Below are 17617 nucleotides of genomic sequence, written 5' to 3'. Positions count from 1 at the left end.
CGTTTTGCTGACGGTACCCCCTATACAGAAAAACAAAAAAACCTCAACAGACTACAAGCGTAGTCTGTTGAGGTTTAAAGAGAATTAAACATTACTTTTTCAGGAGCTCTTTAACCGTTCCATCCTGATAGCCAACAATGACGCGGGAAGCCATGCCTGCAAATAATCCATTGTCTACGACTCCTGGGATGAGATTAAGTGTTTGGTGAAGCTCCTCCGCTTGGGCGATCTTGCCAAAATGACAATCTACAATATAGTTGCCGTTATCCGTTAAATACGATTGTTTATCAGCTATTCGCAGAACTGGATCAGCTCCGAGCTTGCGCAATTTTTTTATCGTCATTTCATATCCGAACGGAACGATCTCTACAGGCAATGGGAATGCGCCAAGCTGCTCAGAGAGCTTGCTTTCATCCACGATAATGATCAACTGCTTGCTGGCAGAGGCAACGATTTTCTCGCGCAGCAACGCGCCACCGCCCCCTTTGATGAGATTCCATTCCGTATCTACCTCGTCTGCACCGTCAATGGTAATATCGATGAATTCGATTTCTGCAAAAGTCAGCAGGCTTATCCCCAGCTCATTGGCTAAGTCTTCAGACTGATTGGACGTTGCTATCGCCTTGACCGATAGTCCTTCCTTTACTCTTTGAGCAATTTTTTGAATAGCGAAATAGGCAGTTGAGCCAGTACCAAGTCCAACGATCATACCATCCTTAATAAAATCTACAGCTCTTTCAGCTGCCATTCTTTTGGATTCCATAATCACACCTCTTCCCCATGTCATTTATATCGTTAAATAATAATGGAAATACTCGTCATCCTTCTTATAGCCATTTCGTTCATACAGCCGTTGTGCCGTTTCGTTATCGATTGCAGTTGAGAGTTCTAATCCTTTTGCGTTGGCAGCTCTCGCATGATCCTTCGCGCCATCAAGGAGCAGCTGCGCAGCGCCGTGCCCTCGGTACGCCTCAAGCACATACAAATCATTTAATATGTAGGAAGTTCTCATTGAAATAGATGAAAATGAAGGATAAAGCTGCGTGAAGCCGATCACTCGGTTTTCTGTTTGATCCTTGGCTACAAACAGCACGGACTCCTTATTTTCAATTCGTGCCGTTAAAAAGGCTCTTGCCCCTGCAAGATCAGACTGCTGCTTATAGAATTGTCTATATTTATCAAATAGATCTGCTGTTTCCTCTACATGTTCGATCGTTGCCTGAAAGACTGATATTTTCATATTAGCGCCTCCAACTATTTTGAATTGATTATTGGTCACCTTGTTCAAAAGTATCCCCTCTAATATTATAACGGTCATCTATCAGATTGAATACATTTGCTCTATGACCTATTGCGAACACTCGGAAGAACGCTATTTATGTCGTTAATTATTTAATTTCAGCTGCAACAACCGACAAACATCACGACTAGTATCTGTTAGTATTTTTATTAGGTTGTCCCACCACAGAATAGGAGCGCTGATCGATGAATACAATAGCGAATGAACATTTTAAGGAAGAAACGATTGTGTTTGATGGGTTTAGCTTTATCGGCTGTACGTTTACGAATTGTGTCATTATCATTACTACATTAGAGTTCAATTTCGAGGGATGCTCCTTCTTTGAATCTTCCTTGCATGTCAATCCGAATCTATCCATATTTGCGATCTCGCACAAGCTTTCGCAATCGACATATGATTCGGAAACCAATTGCTATCGGAATGATTACAAGTATCCGCAAACCGTCGTAGATTTGCCAGTCGCTACGACTCGTTAATAAGAATACAATTGAATAGTAGAATGAACACATAAAAAACCGCACTCCGATGGGAGTGCGGTTTTTGATATCGTCTATTAGCTAAGTACTCGATTGGCCAAACGTTCGATTCGCAGTACCAGTTCCTGCATATGGAACGGCTTGACGACGTAATCATCAGCGCCGATTTGCAGAGCTTGAACGATATCGGCCTTATTATTGCGTGCTGTCAGCATGATAATTAACAGCTGCTCGGGATAGTTTTTACGAAGCCGATAGAGCACGTCTAAACCGTCTAAATCGGGCATTGAGCCATCGAGCAAAATGATATACTTTTCACCTTCTTTAAACCAATCAGAGGTTAGAAAGGACAGGCCATCAGCGTATTCAAAGGCCTGCACCTTCGCATGATTCGCCGGCTTCCAGCTCGAGAATCGGTTGACAATGATTTCTCGAATAAGAGCATCATCGTCAACGATAATGACATTAAGGAATGTATCCAGCTTGGCGTCGATGATCTCTTGCGAATAGATTACGCTTTGATTTCTCCCGCCGCGTTTGCCGTTGTAAAGAGCTTGATCAGCCTCTTCAACCAGCAGCTCCGTGTGACTATTTTGATTCGTAATAGAAGCTACACCTACAGTGAAGGTAACCTGAAAGCAATCATTATCCGTTTGAAACTTAACGTCATTAAATTTCATTCGCACATGCTCCGAGATAAGGGCACCCTGTACGGCATCCGTGTCAGGAAGAATCAAAGCAAACTCCTCTCCCCCGTATCGACAGAGAATATCGTGCGGTCGAATTGAAGCTTGTGCGGCAGCGACAAAAGCTTGCAGCACTTCATCGCCTTTGAGATGCCCATATGTATCATTCACTTGCTTGAAATAATCCAAATCGAGCATGACCAGCGTGAAAATATTACCTTCTCGCTTAAAGCTTTCGATATGATGCCTCATCATTTGGTTAAAATGTTTTCGATTGTATGCGCCTGTAAGCTCGTCGATAATAATGGAGCGCTCCCAATCCTTCTTCATGGCGAAGCGATTATCAATGATGGCTGTAAGCAGGTCAATGTCTAAGGGCTTTGCAAGAAAGTCCATTGCACCGGTCCGATAAGCGTGAATTTGATTTTCAATGGAGAAATTGCCGCTGATCATAATAATCGGGATATGCTCCTGTCTTGCTTTGTCGACAATCTGATTGAGCACATACATGCCGCTTTTGTCGGGCAATATTATATCAAGCAGGATAAGGCTTGGTTTCCATTCGTAAAACAGCTTTAATCCCCGCTCTGCATTCAGTGCGATGCTCACCGGATAGTTTTGTTTTTCCAGAACCTCTTTTACGTAGGTTACAAAATCCACATCATCATCGATTACGAGTACACGATCCCTATGGGCGCTCAGACCATCAGACATTTCCTCTTCAACTAACGCTATGTTTTCCAACCCTACCGACTGCTGTGAAAGATTTGGAAACATGTCGGTTAATGGCAGCAAATGCTCTGACCATTTCTCGCGCGGGATCGCTTTGCTGCTTTTCTCGGAAAACAACAGCTCTTTATCCTCGGAAAATCTTTCAACCTCCACTAAGCCAATTGTACCGCTGGTTCCCTTCAAGTTGTGGAAAAAACGATGGATCGCTTGCTCCTCCACAGTTGCTTGTTCAGACCACTCGTTTATCGTTTGTAAAATGCGTTTCTGAATCTGTTGTTTATATTTCTCGGTTTTCATCAAAAAAGGCTCCCTCAATTAACGCAGCATGATGCGTAATGGCTGCAATTAGTTTGCCAGGCAAGTAAGGCTTCACTAAAAATTCCTTAATTCCCCATTGCGCAGCTTTCTCTTTCTCCTCAAAGGCACTGGATATAATAATAGGCTTGTTCAGAAGCGCATCTGTCTTTTTGATTTTGTCGATAATATCCCAGCCCGTTATACCGGGCTCAAGCATGAGATCAATGACAACAATATCCGGATTTAGCTGCTCGATATCTTCGATGGCCTTGCTGCCTTCCGTATACAGATGAACCTGATAACCATTCGACAACATTTCATCCCTTAGGAGGGAGGATAAGTTGTGGTCGTTTTCAATAAGCATGATATGAATGGAAGACTCTGAGTCTGTCATCTCCCTCTGCTCCTCGCTTGACAGCTGCTCTTGCTGTTCTGCCATTGGAAGAGTGACGATAAAGGTGCTGCCTTGTCCAAATTCAGACTGAACCTCAACGGTGCCCTTATGCTTTGTAACGATCTCATGGACAATCGCGAGGCCTAAGCCAGTTCCGCCAATTTCTCTGCGGTCCGAATTATCGACTCTATAAAACTTGCTAAATAGATGAGGCAAGGCGTCCTTTGGAATGCCAAGCCCTTCATCTTCTATACGAATGACAACATTGCCTTCTTTAATGCAGCTAAATACTTTGATATGTTCTCCGTTAGGGGAGTATTTGACCGCATTGCTTAGCAAATTGATAAATAGCTGCTGCAATTTATCACAGTCTGCTATAACAAAGGCGTTATTCGCCTCATTTTGCCACGTGATTTGATGCAAGCTTGAAGTCATTCGCTGCATTTCAATCACTTCGTTAATTAACGGCATTAATAAAAAGGGTTTCATTTCATAGGATTGCTTGCCCGACTCCATCCTTTGAAGATCAAGAAAGTCATTAATTAACGTAGTTAATCTTCTAGCTTCCTGGTGAATGGTCGTCACATATTTCCGCTGACGTTCTGGCGTAAGCTCTCGATGAAGCAGCAGCTCAGCAAAGCCTAGAACGCTGGCAAGCGGAGTCCGCAGCTCATGACTTACCGTGCTGACGAATTCGGACTTCATTCGATCGACTTCATATTCCTTCGTAATATCGCGATGAACAAGCAATAAACCGAATTTTTCTCCGTTCCTGTACAATGGCTCGCAATAGATTTGAATAAATTTTCTTTCAGGCTGATTGATTTCATAATTCATACTGTGCTGACCGTTCATATGACCATGCGTTAGAAGTTCGTCCATAAATTGCAGGAGCGGCTCCGATTCCACAATCGAGGATTTAATAAAAGATTTAAATTGCTCAAACGGCAGATGAATCGATTCTTCATTTCGATTAAAAAATCCGAAGATCTCCGACATTTTACGATTGATTTGCAGCGTTGTTCCATCAAGATTCAAGTACTGTATGCCTTCTTGAATCGTGTTCAGCATATCGCTTGTCATCAATCGCTGCCTTTCGGATTGCTCGTACAATTGCAATTTATCGAAGGACAGCGATACTTGCGTCATCATGCCTACGATTTCATCCTCTTCCTGCTTAGATATCGCTCGGTTCACTTTGGTTATAATTAGACAGGCTACCATTTCGTCGCCGGCATTTAGTATTGGCAAAATCAGATCCGTGGCCCGCATTGGCTCATCGTGATACCCTTGCTCTTCGAGCGAACAATCACGTACCATGCTGTAAGACTTCTTCGTTTGCGCTGCGCGGAGGACAACGCCATTGTCAATGTTATTAATAAATTGCAATGCCGCAGCATCGGATATCCCGACAGCAGCGTAATGATGCTCTCTATTCATTAGAACGATTAACCCTTTATCTGACTCCGTGATCGTTACAATGTTTGAAATGATGCTCTTAAGCAGTTCTTGCTGATCTAGCGTATTGGAGAGGGATTGCACAAACTGATTGCGCTTCTCCAAATACTTTTCGTTTTGTTCCATCAGGCCAACAGCACGCTGCAGCTCATCTTGCTGAGCCTGAAGCTCGTCCTGCTGCGCGATCAGCTCTTCATTCTGTGCGAGCAGCACTTCCTCTTTGCTCTGAATTTGCGTCATCATGATCTGGAACGATCTTGCAAGCTCGCCAATCTCATCCTCTCTAGAGATATGATCGAGCTCGACTTGTTCCCCATTGGCAAATCTGCGTGCATGGCCAGTCAGCTTGTTAAGTGGAACTCCAATATCTTTAGCCACTTTTCTCGTGATGAATATTGACACGATGAGTACCAGAATAATGTAGCCTATAAAAAATACAGCTTGGTTAGAGAGGGTGTGAATGAGTTTGTCGTTTTTCTCCTCAGCTACAAGCCGGGCTTGTTTTTTGAAATCGTGAGCGTAGCTGATGACCGTATTGACTGGATTGTTTTCTCCTGCAGTTACAAACTCTCGAAGCGCTTCATAATCCTCAGCCTTTGAGTAGTATATAGCTCTCGGCAATACATTTTCGAAATAGTTGTAAAAGAACGTTTCAATATTTTTCATGACCTCTTCTTCGGAGTTGCTGAGCGGAAAAGTTTTAATTTCATCTAAAGACTTTTTCAGCAATTTCTTTTCGCTAAAAATCTTCTTGAATTCGAAATCCGACAAATAAACGTAATAGCCGCGCGCGCGCAAAATAATTTCATTGGAATGATCGGCAATTTGCGATACAAGCTCCTGCTTCTCCCGCATCTTTGTTGTTTCTGCTTCATAGTCTTGCAATATTGAAACCGTGCTGAGGAGGACAATGATAGCGCCTACCAAAATCAGTGATAATGTTAAAATCATCATCAACATAAACTGCCGCGTAATGCTTTTCTTATAATAAACCCGCAGCTTACCCACGAAGCATCTCCTCTACCTTGTCGATAAGCTCAATAGGACTAAACGGCTTTGACATGAATCCGTTGGCTCCAGCGAAGAGTACCTTCTCCTGCTCGGTTTGCTGGCTCTTGGCCGACAACATTAGAATCGTTGAATGTTGGCGGTTTTCAAGCAATCGCGTTTTCTCAATCACTTCGATTCCGGTCATTTTTGGCATCATATAATCGAGAATAATCAAGTCGAAATCGGTTGCTTTTATTTTCTCTAATGCTTCTTCGCCATCCGCCGCTTCTACAAGCGAGTAGCCTTCATCCTCGAGCGTATCCATGATCAGCATGCGCAACACAGGTTCATCTTCTGCAATTAATAATGTTTTCATTTCCTAATCCCCCACGGCTATGTACTTGTATATTCTTTTCGACAGGTTATGTCACAAAACTACATTATTAACATTCGACATTCGACAAAATACACCTTTATTATAACGCTGTTTGCAGTTTTTTTCATTCATAATTTGGCAATAAAAAAGCATAGAAGCAGACTTTTCATCAGTCTGCTTCTATGCTTTTCTATTCTTAACGAGTTTTTACAATTATTTTGCGAATACTCTCGCCCGACAAATGATATTTTCGCTCCAGATCGGCAACGGACCAGCCATTCGTATAATAAAGGTATATCTCCTTATTGCGATCAGCCAGCAGCTTCCGTGTTCCGCTAACCTCTCCCCAATGCGCTCGCTGCTCCGCTGCCTTTGGAACGTAAATCAAATCCCCTTGGATGTATTTTTGCAGTTCCTTCAATAAACTAGGGGGAAGCACATCTCTCCCATTTTTGTAGTTCACAATAAACGTCCTCCTCGTACAGGCTCATCTTGATCAGGTTGTTCGTTCCTTTGTTCATCAACATTTTTCCTGCCTCCCTTCGATTTTTGGTCATACATGTGATTCGTTAAAAAACAAAAAAAGCTATGGATGCCATTACCTCCATAGAAGCTGCTTTCCCTGCTTATACACTATAAGTATATTGTAAGCATTTTCAATTGACAAGAAATGTTTAACAATATTTCCAGTTCATTCGCATGCAATTTTTGAATGAATAAAAAGGAGACCTTGCGGTCTCCTTCGTCAGGGTGATCTCCGATTAAACGGAGATCACCTCCAGGTAGTTAATCAAATCGATCAGCTCCTTTCCTTATCATTTGTCGGCCCGACTTCATCAGTATATACTGCCTATTGTAACTCGCGAAAGTGTAAGAACATTTATAAAAGAACTTTACCAATTGAGCTCAAGCTTAGCCCTTTAACAACCCAAGCATCCTCAAACCAAATAAAATACCATCCTCCGTAACATCCTTCGTAACGTAGCGAGCAGCTTGCTTCACTACATCAGGCGAGTTGCCCATTGCGACGCTGTGATGAACGTATTTGAGCATTTCGAGATCGTTGATGCCATCGCCAAATGCATATACATCCTCATCGTTAAACCCTGCCCGTTCAATTATCGCTTGAATGCCTCTCGCTTTTGAGCCGCCAGGCGGAAGCAAATCACTGCCGAATAAATGCCAACGAATAAATCCGAGCTCTGCAAAATTTTGTTTGTAATAATCTTCGTCTTCTTCCTTGCAATAAAGCAAGCACTGATAAATGTCTCTTCCGATGTGATAATCGGGCTCCAAGGGCGGCAGTTTCAGCTTCAAAGCTTCCTCGGCATCATCCATATAAGCGGTTTGATCCGTACTGCTGCGCATCCCCTCAGGCGTCATATAAACCAATGGATGCTTGTTTGCTATCGAGATTTGGGAGAGCTCTGCTATTCGAGCGGGATCAATGGAATGGCTATAAACAACTTCATCGTTATAAACTACGTAGGAGCCGTTAAAGCTTACGTAGGATTTGATATTCAGCGCTTCGCTGACTGGCTTCAGCATGAAAGGAGCTCTGCCCGTCGCTATGACGACTTCATGCCCGGCTTCCTTCAATTCCGCAATTGCCTGCTCCGTTGATGCCGGAATCTTTTTCTCATGATCAACCAATGTACCATCTATATCAAAAAAAATCAGCTTTTTCGTCATCAGTGGCTGCCTCTATCCTATAGGTCTTTCCCATTATTATAGCTTATTTCAATTATGATCGCGTCTAAGCAGCCATTTGAATCGAATAGTGATTCTTGGACGTAATACGAGTTTGCCGCTGTTTGTGACTAACCGCTTGCAGACGACGATTTTGGATGATACCCGTAATGTTTGCGGCTTCCCCTGCATCACATTGAGCAAGCTCGATAAGGAGCGCTATGTCGCCAGATTGATAGGCAGCTGCCATCTCTCTCATTAGAATACCCCGATCCTCATCTAATTCGAACGTTGAATCTTCTGTCTCAAGCTCTCGTCTTACGGCATGCAAAGCTTCCCGCGCTCGGTGAAGCGCTGCTTTGATCGCTCCGGTTGTTGTGTTCAGCAGCTCCGCCGTTTCCACTATGGAATAATCCAAAGCATCCCGAAGCAGAAACACAATTCGTTGCAGAGGAGTTAAATGACGTATGAGCGCAAACAGAGCCTCTTCAAGCTCCAAGGAGCTGGCATCTGACATCGCTTCGAGATGAATATCCTGCTTGATGATACGCTCGTATTGATTCTGTCTGCGTATTTGATCGATCCATGTATTTTTGGCAATTCGCAGCAGTAACGCCTCAGGGTTATTATGCGAGGAATCAATTGCGGCCCGCATTCCTTTCAGCCATGTATCCTGTGCTAAATCGTCGGCGTCCCACTTTGATCCTGTAAGGGACAAACAATACCGATGAATGCTAGCTTGCAGCTTACGAGCGGTCTCATCGGCATTATGCAGCTCTATATTTTTATGGGTATTCGCTAAAATCATTTTCCCGCCTCCTCAGCTTTATCCCGTCTTACGCTACGCAAAGCGTACATGGAGTTATCCTTACTTAAGTAAACGAACGAGACAGCCTAAAGGATACGCAGCGGCCAAAAATATTTTGCACCGTATCCTTTGCCTGCAGTTATTCGTTTACAGATGGAAAGCATCACATTCCATGCGGGAGGTCAAAATGATGAGTAATTTCGTTCCTTATGTAGTTGAACAATCGAGCCGCGGCGAAAGATCGTATGATATTTATTCCAGACTGCTTAGAGATCGAATTGTGTTTTTGGGTTCGGCTATCGACGACAATGTGGCGAATAGCATTATCGCTCAATTGTTATTTCTAGCCGCAGAAGACCCTGAGAAAGAAATATCGATGTACATTAACAGCCCTGGCGGCTCCACATCAGCTGGCTTCGCGATCCTCGATACGATGCAATTCGTGAAGCCGCCCGTGCATACGATATGCACCGGCTTAGCCGCTTCCTTCGCGGCCATTCTCTTGCTTGCTGGCGAGAAAGGACATCGATCCGCTTTGCCTAACAGCGAAATTATGATTCACCAGCCTCACGGCGGCGTTCAAGGCCAGGCCAGCGACATTGCAATCAGTGCCAACCGGATACTGAACATTCGGGCAAAATTAAACCAAATTTCTGCCGAGAAAACCGGCCAGCCTTTAGAAAAAATCGAAAAAGATATGGATCGTGACTATTATATGTCATCTGAGGAGGCGTTGGAATACGGAATTATCGACAAGGTGATTACTTCGATGTAGCGATTAAGCTTTTGTGAATCCAAATGGCGGCTTGACTGCCGTCACCCATCGCGATGGTAACCATCTCGGAGTGAGCGGTGACGTCACCTGCCGCCCATACATGCTTAGCGCTTGTACGTTTACTTCGCGGATCAACGACGATATGCTTATTGTCGATCAGCTCTGCTCCTAGCTGCTTTGCAATGCCGGAGCGCACTTCATTTCCCCCGAAGGCGACAAAGCAACGCCCGCATGCATGGGTTGAGCCATCTTCAAGGATGACACCTTTGAACTGAGCTTGTTCAGCTAGTACGGTACGGATCGATTGCTCTATGTATCGAATTCCTTTATCTGCAAGCAGATTGCGCAGATCATAATCAATAGGTGTTCGCTCATGATTGACGTAGATAAGATCCTTGGTCCAGTGCATAAGGGTCAGCGCCATATTCGCGCCAGCATTTCCTGCTCCGAGCACGAGCGTTTGTTTATCGGCTACTTCATAGCCATCGCAATCCGGACATATGTAGGCGCTTATTCCGAGGCAAGGGATAAGGTTTGGAAAATTCGGCAGACGATCCTTTACTCCCGTAGCAAGCAGAAGCCTTTTGCAGCGAAAGCTCTGCTCATCAGACGTATGAAGCAGCAAGCCCTCTTCCTCACCTGCTGCTCGAGCGACAACAGCTTTAATGAAACGAATGCCCAACTGTTCGGCTTGTTTTTTTCCAGATGCCAGAAGCTCCGTTCCGCTAACGCCATTTGGAAAGCCGATTAGGTTGTGGTAGCTTCTGCATAAGGTCGATCGACCTTCAGCGGCATCAATTACAGCTACGTTATGACGATATCTTCCTAATTGTATGGCAGCTTGCAAGCCTGCAAAGCCTGCGCCGACAATTATACAGTCATATTGCATGAATGTTCCTCCTGCCTGGCTATTATCCCATTCGGTAGCAAATGATTATTTATTATTCATGATTATTGGCTCCGTTATTCAGTTCCCTTTAGCAAAATAAAAAGGGGCTGTCAGCCCCATGAATGATTGAACCCGAGACTACAGAAGAACCGGGGATTCCGCCGATTTCTGCTTCGTGGCTTGCCATAGGTAAACCTGGAGCTGGGGAGACTTTCGCTCGCTTTCCCACACACAATCTCATGAAGCCAAGCAACCATAGACCTGACTAGAAAAATAGCGGTACAGGAATAGCCCCCTGTACCGCTATTTTTCACTTCCAACATACCATTCAAAGCGAGCTAATTTCCCAGCGAGTATATTACTTTTGGGGCGGCCCCTTCTGTCGCTGCGGGTTATTGCAAACTTAAACGTCTTCTTCGCTTCAACAGCTCGGGAAGAGCAACGCCAATGAGAACGACGATTACGCCAATCCATTGCAGCGCGCTCACATGCTCATTAAGGACAAAGGAGGATAGCAATACCGCTACCGGAAGCTCCGAAGCGCCAAGTATGCCAGCCATTCCCTCTCCGATATGCGGCACTCCTACCGCGAATAGAACCGGCGGAATAAATGCGCCGAACATGCCTAGCAAAAATCCGTAAAGCATCAAGTCGCCCATGATCAGTCCATTAAACAAAAAAGTCGGCGGGAATAAAATAAATACGAGCACCATTCCGCCTGTAATCATCCACGCGCTGCGGTAAACGGGATGTACGGCTGGAACGGCTTTGCCGCTAAATAGTATGAATAGCGAATAGCTTACGGCCGATAAAAGGCCAAGAATGACGCCCATTACATTAAACTTGCCGGTCCCTTGCTCAATGATGCCGGCAGCAAGCATCGTTCCGCCGAATAGGATCGCAATCGTGAAGAACATAATGCCATTTGGACGCTTCCGCTGTCCAATCGCTTGAATCAATACGCCAATCCATGTGAATTGAAATAATAAAATAATAGCCAGTGACGCCGGAATGTATCGAAGCGATTGATAATAAAGCAAGCCGGTTATTGCAGTCGGCATACCTGCAGCCATAAGAATTAATCTTTGCTTCCAAGTTAATTTTGGCATGGTCTTAACCATATTAGCGCCCACACCATTACTTGCTCCTGTGCTCCGCTTTTTGCGCCAATTCATAAACAAGGCAAGCGCCCATGCAAGGATAAAACCTGTCAATAGCTGGCTGCCAACAACCTCGCCCAGCTCATAGCCATTCCCATATGCGAGTACGACGATCGTAGATAAGATGCCGTAACTGGCAGCACCTAGAAAAACCGATAAAATGTATTTCATTTGTCCAATTCCCCTTTCAGTTCCTAGCAAACCAACATATGAACGCACAAAAAAAATCCTAACGACGAATACAGGATCATTCTCAAATGATCACATATTCGTAGTTAGGAAGTTAAGGCTTCCCGTAGAAACCCTCACCCTATTCAAGCTCTAAATCCGTGAGGTTATACGAAATATTTAGTTGTGCGGATACGTGTTTACCATAGTGAATATTACATGACAAGTCAGGTACTGTCAATAGGTTATTTATCTGAAAAAATGGGCTTGTCAAAAGTAACTAGGCCTCTCATGCAAGAGGGATCAAAAAACAGAAGCAGCTATGGTATGATAAATAGACATGATTTTGGATATAGGATGGAGTGATACGCATATGATCGCAGCTACAATGGATGGAACGGTTCGTTCCGTATGCCCCTTCGATTGCCCCGACACTTGCGGGCTTAGCGTTACCTTCGAGGAAGGGAAAATAACTAAAATTACAGGCGATACGGAGCATCCCGTCACTCGCGGAGCGATATGCAACAAGGTTAGACAATTGAATGATCGGGTCTACCATCAAGAGCGCCTTCTCTATCCGATGCGCCGTACAGGTCCGAAGGGCACGCTTTCATTCGAGCGAATCACATGGGAGGAAGCTTACGAAGAGATTACAGAACGAATGAAGAGCATCATCGCAGAGCATGGTGCGGAAGCGATTTTGCCATACAGCTTTTATGGCAATATGGGTGTTCTTAATGCTGAAGGCATGGATCGTCGATTTTTCCACCGCCTCGGAGCGAGCCAGCTCGATCGGGCGATTTGCAACGCTGCCGGCTCTGCTGGATATTCGTATACCATGGGCGGCTCCATCGGCATTGATCCAGAGGATACGGTGCATACGAAGCTTTTTATCATTTGGGGCTGCAACTTGGTGTCGACTAATATGCATCAGACGATGCTGGCAACGGAAGCTCGGAAAAACGGCGCGAAAATTATTCATATCGATGTTCATCGCAACCGCACCTCGGCATGGGCTGATCAGTTCATCCATGTGCGACCGGGAACCGATGCCGCTCTTGCGCTTGGCATGATGCATGTCATCATTCGTGATGGATTTGCGGACGCAGCATTTCTCGAGAAGCATACACTCGGCTATGAAGAGCTTGCAAAGCAAGCAGCCGAATATACGCCTGAGCGTGTAGAGGCAATCACGGGTGTACCTGCAGCGGAGATTGAGGAGCTTGGCCGCCTTTATGGAACCACTTCTCCCTCCTTCATTCGGATTGGCAATGGACTGCAGCATCACGATAACGGAGGCATGATCGTTAGAACGATTTCGTGCTTGCCGGCGCTAACCGGTCAATGGGGCGTTCGCGGAGGCGGAGCCATGAAGGGAAACAGCTGGTATTCGCGTCTTAACGGCGAGAAAATCGAGCGGCCCGACTTATTGCCAGATCCGGATGTCCGCACCGTCAGCATGAATCAGCTTGGCGATGCGCTACTCGAGCTGACGCCGCCGGTTCAGATGCTGTTCGTCTATAACAGCAATCCGGCTGTCGTTGCACCGGATCAGAACCGTGTAAGAGAGGGTCTTATGCGCAGTGATCTCTTTACGGTCACGCATGATTTATTTTTAACAGACACCTGCAAATATTCGGACATCGTCCTGCCGGCTACCTCGCATTTTGAAAATATGGATTTATACACATCCTATTGGCATCTTTATTTACAGCTGCACCAGCCTATTATGGAGCCTGTCGGCGAGTGCAAATCCAACTTTACGCTCTTTAAGGAATTGGCGCTTAAGCTAGGCTTCGAGGCAGAGGTATTTGACATTACTGAGGAGCAAATGATTAGCGAAGCGCTGGATAGCGAAAACAATCCGTTCCTTAAAGGCATCACATTCGATGAGCTGAAAAAAAATACGTGGATGAAAGCGGGGAACCATGAGCTCCCTCCGCTTACGTCATTGATTCCAACGGCTTCCGGGAAAATTGAGCTTTATTCTGAAGCGATGCTTAAGAACGGCCTGCCTCCTGTTCCGGATTATACGCCATTGCGCGAGCCGGAAACTTATCCGTTTTGGCTGACGTCAGGTCCGAACCACAGCTTCATCAACTCGACGTTTGCCAACCAGGAACGTCTGCAGAAGCTGGAGAAGGAGCCGATCCTTCACATGCATCATGAGAATGCAGAAGCGCTTGGTCTCTCGAACGGGGAACGCGTAAAAATTCGCAACGATCGCGGCGAGGTTGAAATGACGCTCCGAGTCGGCAGCGATGTGCTGCCAGGCGTGCTCGTTACGCAAGGCTTATGGTGGGATGATGATCGCAAGGGTCATCAAGCGGTTAATGCACTAACGCCTCAGCGGTTAGCGGACATGGGCGGCGGTGCGACTTTTTTCTCCAACCGGGTTGAAGTGCTGAAATTGAATCAAACATAATTCATATCAAAATAAAAACCTGAAGTCCTCCACAAGGATTTCAGGTTTTTTGGCTGCAGCATGCGTGCGATTAATAGCAAATACCTACACGTTCGCGGACAAAACTGCCATTCAAATAGGCGGAAACCGCAAGCTCAGCCGTATCTGCAAAGGATATTTGCGATCCTCCGCTAGGCAGAACATCCTTTTGAACGCGGTAAACACCTGTTTGCTCTGCATGAACAAGTCTCGTGGGACAAATGATCGTCCAGCGCAAATCCGTTTTTGCTAATGCCAGATAAACCTGCTCATGCTCCTTTGCGGCATCGTGGCTTACTCTTTTGTTTTCAACCGATTGGTATCTGAGCAGCTTGGGCTGCAGCTCGCTTTGCAGGATGCCAGCCGTTCCAATCGTGATGAGCCTGCTTAGCTTAAGCTTCTCCATAGCAGCGATGACATGCTCCATTCCACTAATGAGCGTGCCATTGCCTTCCGTGTTTAACGAACAAATAACGCTGTCAACGCCTGTCATTGCCTCCCGTACATCCTGTTCCTTTCGAACGTCGCCAAGGCAGCTTCCAGCCTCCGCCTGTTCAGGAGAGCGTACAAACAGCTTAGGACGTATATCGTTGTCCGCCAAAAATCGGAGAATATATTGACCGGTATTTCCTGTTGATCCAATGAGAAGCGGTTTCATTCGCAGCAAGGCCTTTCCATTGTCATTTTTCGCACAACTCCTATTTCAAAGTAAAAGCTAGAGGTATATGAACGATTGTACTATGGATTAGCTATTAGAACTGATCGATTAAGAAAAGAATGATTCCATTCGTTTTATTTTAATTCGTCCACCATGCATGTTGGCGTTTGCCCAGTTAATGCGCTAACTAGATTTTGCGCAGCTAGCATCGCCATATCAAACCTCGTTTGAGCTGTAGCTGAGCCAATGTGCGGCAATGTCAGTACATTAGCCATTTGAAGGAACGGATGATCAGCATCAATCGGCTCTTTCTCATATACATCAAGGCCAGCAGCAGCAATCGTTCCCGATTGAAGCGCCTCGACCAAAGCCTGCTCATCAACCGTTTGGCCACGCGAAATATTTATAAATATCGAGGACGGCTTCATTTTTTTAAATTCATTATGTCCAATAAGCTTGGTCGTCTCTGCCGTTAAAGGCGCAAGCATCACAACAAAATCAGAAGAAGCGAGCAGCTCATTCCATTCCGAATAACGTACGCCAAGCTTCTCTTCGGCTTCTGGCTTGCGGCTCCGGTTAAAATAGACTACATCCATGTCAAAGCCAAACTTTGCACGCCTTGCTACAGCCTCGCCGATCCGGCCCATGCCGATGATGCCGAGCTTAGCATGATGCACATCTACCCCAAACAGCTTTGCGCCGTCACCTCGTTTCCACTGGCCATCCTTCACGTACCGGTCGAGCTCAGCGACACGTCTAGCCGTTCCAAGCATGAGGGCGAGCGCGAGATCCGCAACTGTATCGTTCAATACATAAGGCGTATTCGTTCCGATAATGCCTCGTTCCTTCATGGCTGCAAGGTCAAAATGGTTATACCCCACGCTGATGCTGCTAACTGCCTTCAGCTTAGGAGCGTGCTCGAGCAAGTCGGCATCAATTGTCATTCCTGCTGTCAGCAAGCCGTTTGCATTTGCGAGTTTCTCGTGAAGCAGCTCTCGTGGTATTGCGGTCGATTGTTCCCATTTCTCGATGATACAGTGCTCGGCTATGTACGCTTCGACCTCATTTGGCACCTTGCGATCAATAAACACAGTTGGTTGCATTAACATACTCCCCTCGGCATTCGTCATCTATAAGCATATCATAAGAAGATGAATGAGCGTGCAGACCGCAAAAAGTAATAAAAGGCTAGCCGCAGCTAGCCCTTTCAAGGTTATTCATGCATGGCAGCCTGACGCTTAATGAGATCTTCGACTACGATACAAGCCATCGCTTCGACGACCGGAATGATGCGCGGACAAATACAAGGATCATGACGGCCGATCGTTTCAATCATTTTTTCCTGCCCATGAATATCAATCGTATGCTGCGGCAAAGAAATGGATGAGGTTGGCTTAACCGCTATCCGAAACACGATCTCTTCTCCCGTGCTGATACCGCCAACGATGCCGCCCGCGTTGTTCGTTAAAAAGCCGTCTTTGCTCATTTCGTCATTATGCTCGCTGCCAAGCATATCGGCTGCCGCGAATCCCGCGCCGAATTCAATGCCTTTAACAGCGCCAATCGACAGCATAGCCTTCGCAAGCTCCGCGTCCAGCTTATCAAATACAGGCTCGCCAATGCCGGGATGAACCCCTCTTATTCTGCATTCAACGATACCGCCGCAGCTATCCCCCACCGAAGCTAAATGCTCGATCTTCTCAATCATGCGAAGAGCTGCTTCCGGATCGCATGCCCGCACGGCATTTTTCTCGATTTCGTCCTCATGATAGGTTTCGCATTTGATGCCGCCAATTTCCTTCGTGTAGGCGACGACGCTTATGCCTTTATTTTCGAGCAGCTTGCGAGCAACCGCTCCGCCTGCAACACGTCCTGCCGTCTCTCTTCCCGACGCTCTCCCGCTTCCGCGGTGATCGCGAATGCCGTATTTTTTCAAATACGTATAATCGGCATGCCCTGGACGAAAGGAATACTGAATATCGCTATAAGCATCTGGCCTCATATCTTTGTTGTGAAGCATAATGAATAGCGGCGTTCCCGTCGTTTTGCCTTCGAACATGCCTGATAGAATGCTGATCACATCATATTCTTTACGCGGCGAAGTCACCGAGGATTGACCAGGCTTCCTTCGATCCATTTGTGTCTGAATATATTGTTCATCCAGCTCGACGCCTGGCGTTACGCCATCTACGATGACGCCTACCGCCTCGCCATGCGACTCGCCAAAGGTTGTTATTTTAAAGCTGCTTCCGTACGTGCTACCTGCCATTTCGTGTTCCTCCCTGGACTCTGCTTTGACGCATTCGTATTATGTCCAT

General features: G+C 45.8%; 16 protein-coding genes and 1 riboswitch. Of the genes, 3 read left to right on the top strand and 13 right to left on the bottom strand.

Features of this window, described 5'->3' with window-relative positions:
- Nucleotides 1-91: 91 nt before the first annotated feature.
- A complete protein-coding gene (gene rpiA / locus AC2TDN_RS18345; protein ID WP_484689605.1) occupies nucleotides 92-763 on the bottom strand; it encodes a ribose-5-phosphate isomerase RpiA in 672 nt (223 codons plus the stop codon).
- 24 nt (nucleotides 764-787) lie between these two features.
- Nucleotides 788-1240 carry a GNAT family N-acetyltransferase gene (locus AC2TDN_RS18340; protein WP_484689603.1) on the bottom strand — a complete coding sequence of 151 codons (453 nt, stop codon included), beginning with the start codon at nucleotides 1238-1240 and terminating at the stop codon, nucleotides 788-790.
- A gap of 245 nt (nucleotides 1241-1485) precedes the next feature.
- Here AC2TDN_RS18340 and AC2TDN_RS18335 point away from each other — a divergent pair, with 245 nt between their 5' ends.
- Nucleotides 1486-1776 (top strand): hypothetical protein, encoded by a 291-nt coding sequence (locus tag AC2TDN_RS18335; protein WP_482065915.1) that lies wholly within the window; start codon nucleotides 1486-1488, stop codon nucleotides 1774-1776.
- Between the two features lie 77 nt (nucleotides 1777-1853).
- Here AC2TDN_RS18335 and AC2TDN_RS18330 read toward each other — a convergent pair whose 3' ends face one another.
- The 6 genes from AC2TDN_RS18330 to AC2TDN_RS18305 all read right to left on the bottom strand — a co-directional run bounded on the left by AC2TDN_RS18330 (nucleotide 1854) and on the right by AC2TDN_RS18305 (nucleotide 9206).
- Nucleotides 1854-3491, bottom strand: coding sequence for a GGDEF domain-containing response regulator (locus AC2TDN_RS18330; RefSeq protein WP_482065914.1), 1638 nt, complete (start codon nucleotides 3489-3491; stop codon nucleotides 1854-1856).
- A complete protein-coding gene (locus AC2TDN_RS18325) occupies nucleotides 3472-6351 on the bottom strand; it encodes an ATP-binding protein (protein ID WP_484689601.1) in 2880 nt (959 codons plus the stop codon). Before AC2TDN_RS18325 ends, AC2TDN_RS18330 begins: the two co-directional genes overlap by 20 nt.
- The gene (locus tag AC2TDN_RS18320; protein ID WP_482065912.1) at nucleotides 6344-6709 is read right to left on the bottom strand and encodes a response regulator transcription factor; all 366 of its coding nucleotides are present in this window, start codon (nucleotides 6707-6709) and stop codon (nucleotides 6344-6346) included. Before AC2TDN_RS18320 ends, AC2TDN_RS18325 begins: the two co-directional genes overlap by 8 nt.
- 196 nt (nucleotides 6710-6905) lie before the next feature.
- A complete protein-coding gene (locus AC2TDN_RS18315; RefSeq protein WP_482065911.1) occupies nucleotides 6906-7172 on the bottom strand; it encodes a CD3324 family protein in 267 nt (88 codons plus the stop codon).
- Between the two features lie 449 nt (nucleotides 7173-7621).
- Nucleotides 7622-8401 carry a Cof-type HAD-IIB family hydrolase gene (locus AC2TDN_RS18310; protein ID WP_482065910.1) on the bottom strand — a complete coding sequence of 260 codons (780 nt, stop codon included), beginning with the start codon at nucleotides 8399-8401 and terminating at the stop codon, nucleotides 7622-7624.
- 64 nt (nucleotides 8402-8465) lie between these two features.
- The gene (locus AC2TDN_RS18305; RefSeq protein WP_482065909.1) at nucleotides 8466-9206 is read right to left on the bottom strand and encodes an RNA polymerase sigma factor; all 741 of its coding nucleotides are present in this window, start codon (nucleotides 9204-9206) and stop codon (nucleotides 8466-8468) included.
- Between the two features lie 190 nt (nucleotides 9207-9396).
- Between AC2TDN_RS18305 and clpP the strand changes: the two genes are divergently transcribed.
- Nucleotides 9397-9981 carry an ATP-dependent Clp endopeptidase proteolytic subunit ClpP gene (gene clpP, locus AC2TDN_RS18300; protein ID WP_482065989.1) on the top strand — a complete coding sequence of 195 codons (585 nt, stop codon included), beginning with the start codon at nucleotides 9397-9399 and terminating at the stop codon, nucleotides 9979-9981.
- On the opposite strand, the gene AC2TDN_RS18295 is transcribed toward clpP, so the two are convergent.
- Complete coding sequence (locus AC2TDN_RS18295) at nucleotides 9968-10870, bottom strand: NAD(P)/FAD-dependent oxidoreductase (protein ID WP_484689597.1); 903 nt, start codon at nucleotides 10868-10870, stop codon at nucleotides 9968-9970. The genes clpP and AC2TDN_RS18295 overlap by 14 nt on opposite strands.
- A gap of 392 nt (nucleotides 10871-11262) precedes the next feature.
- The gene (locus tag AC2TDN_RS18290) at nucleotides 11263-12201 is read right to left on the bottom strand and encodes an EamA family transporter (RefSeq protein ID WP_484689595.1); all 939 of its coding nucleotides are present in this window, start codon (nucleotides 12199-12201) and stop codon (nucleotides 11263-11265) included.
- 81 nt (nucleotides 12202-12282) lie between these two features.
- Nucleotides 12283-12393: riboswitch (purine riboswitch) on the bottom strand.
- A gap of 178 nt (nucleotides 12394-12571) precedes the next feature.
- On the opposite strand from AC2TDN_RS18290, the gene AC2TDN_RS18285 reads away from it, so the two are divergent.
- Nucleotides 12572-14623 (top strand): molybdopterin-containing oxidoreductase family protein, encoded by a 2052-nt coding sequence (locus AC2TDN_RS18285; protein ID WP_484689593.1) that lies wholly within the window; start codon nucleotides 12572-12574, stop codon nucleotides 14621-14623.
- A gap of 70 nt (nucleotides 14624-14693) precedes the next feature.
- On the opposite strand, the gene AC2TDN_RS18280 is transcribed toward AC2TDN_RS18285, so the two are convergent.
- The 3 genes from AC2TDN_RS18280 to aroC all read right to left on the bottom strand — a co-directional run bounded on the left by AC2TDN_RS18280 (nucleotide 14694) and on the right by aroC (nucleotide 17568).
- Entirely contained in the window at nucleotides 14694-15299 is a 606-nt protein-coding gene (locus AC2TDN_RS18280; protein WP_482065905.1) for an NAD(P)-dependent oxidoreductase, read from the bottom strand.
- Nucleotides 15300-15433: 134 nt separating this feature from the next.
- Nucleotides 15434-16402: a 2-hydroxyacid dehydrogenase gene (locus AC2TDN_RS18275; protein WP_484689592.1), complete on the bottom strand. Its 969-nt coding sequence runs from the start codon at nucleotides 16400-16402 to the stop codon at nucleotides 15434-15436.
- 110 nt (nucleotides 16403-16512) lie between these two features.
- Complete coding sequence (gene aroC, locus AC2TDN_RS18270) at nucleotides 16513-17568, bottom strand: chorismate synthase (RefSeq protein ID WP_482065903.1); 1056 nt, start codon at nucleotides 17566-17568, stop codon at nucleotides 16513-16515.
- Nucleotides 17569-17617: the final 49 nt, after the last annotated feature.

This window comes from Paenibacillus sp. Y660 (assembly GCF_057221575.1).
Note: the sequence above shows the minus strand (reverse complement) of the source record. Positions and strands in the feature narration are given on the sequence as shown.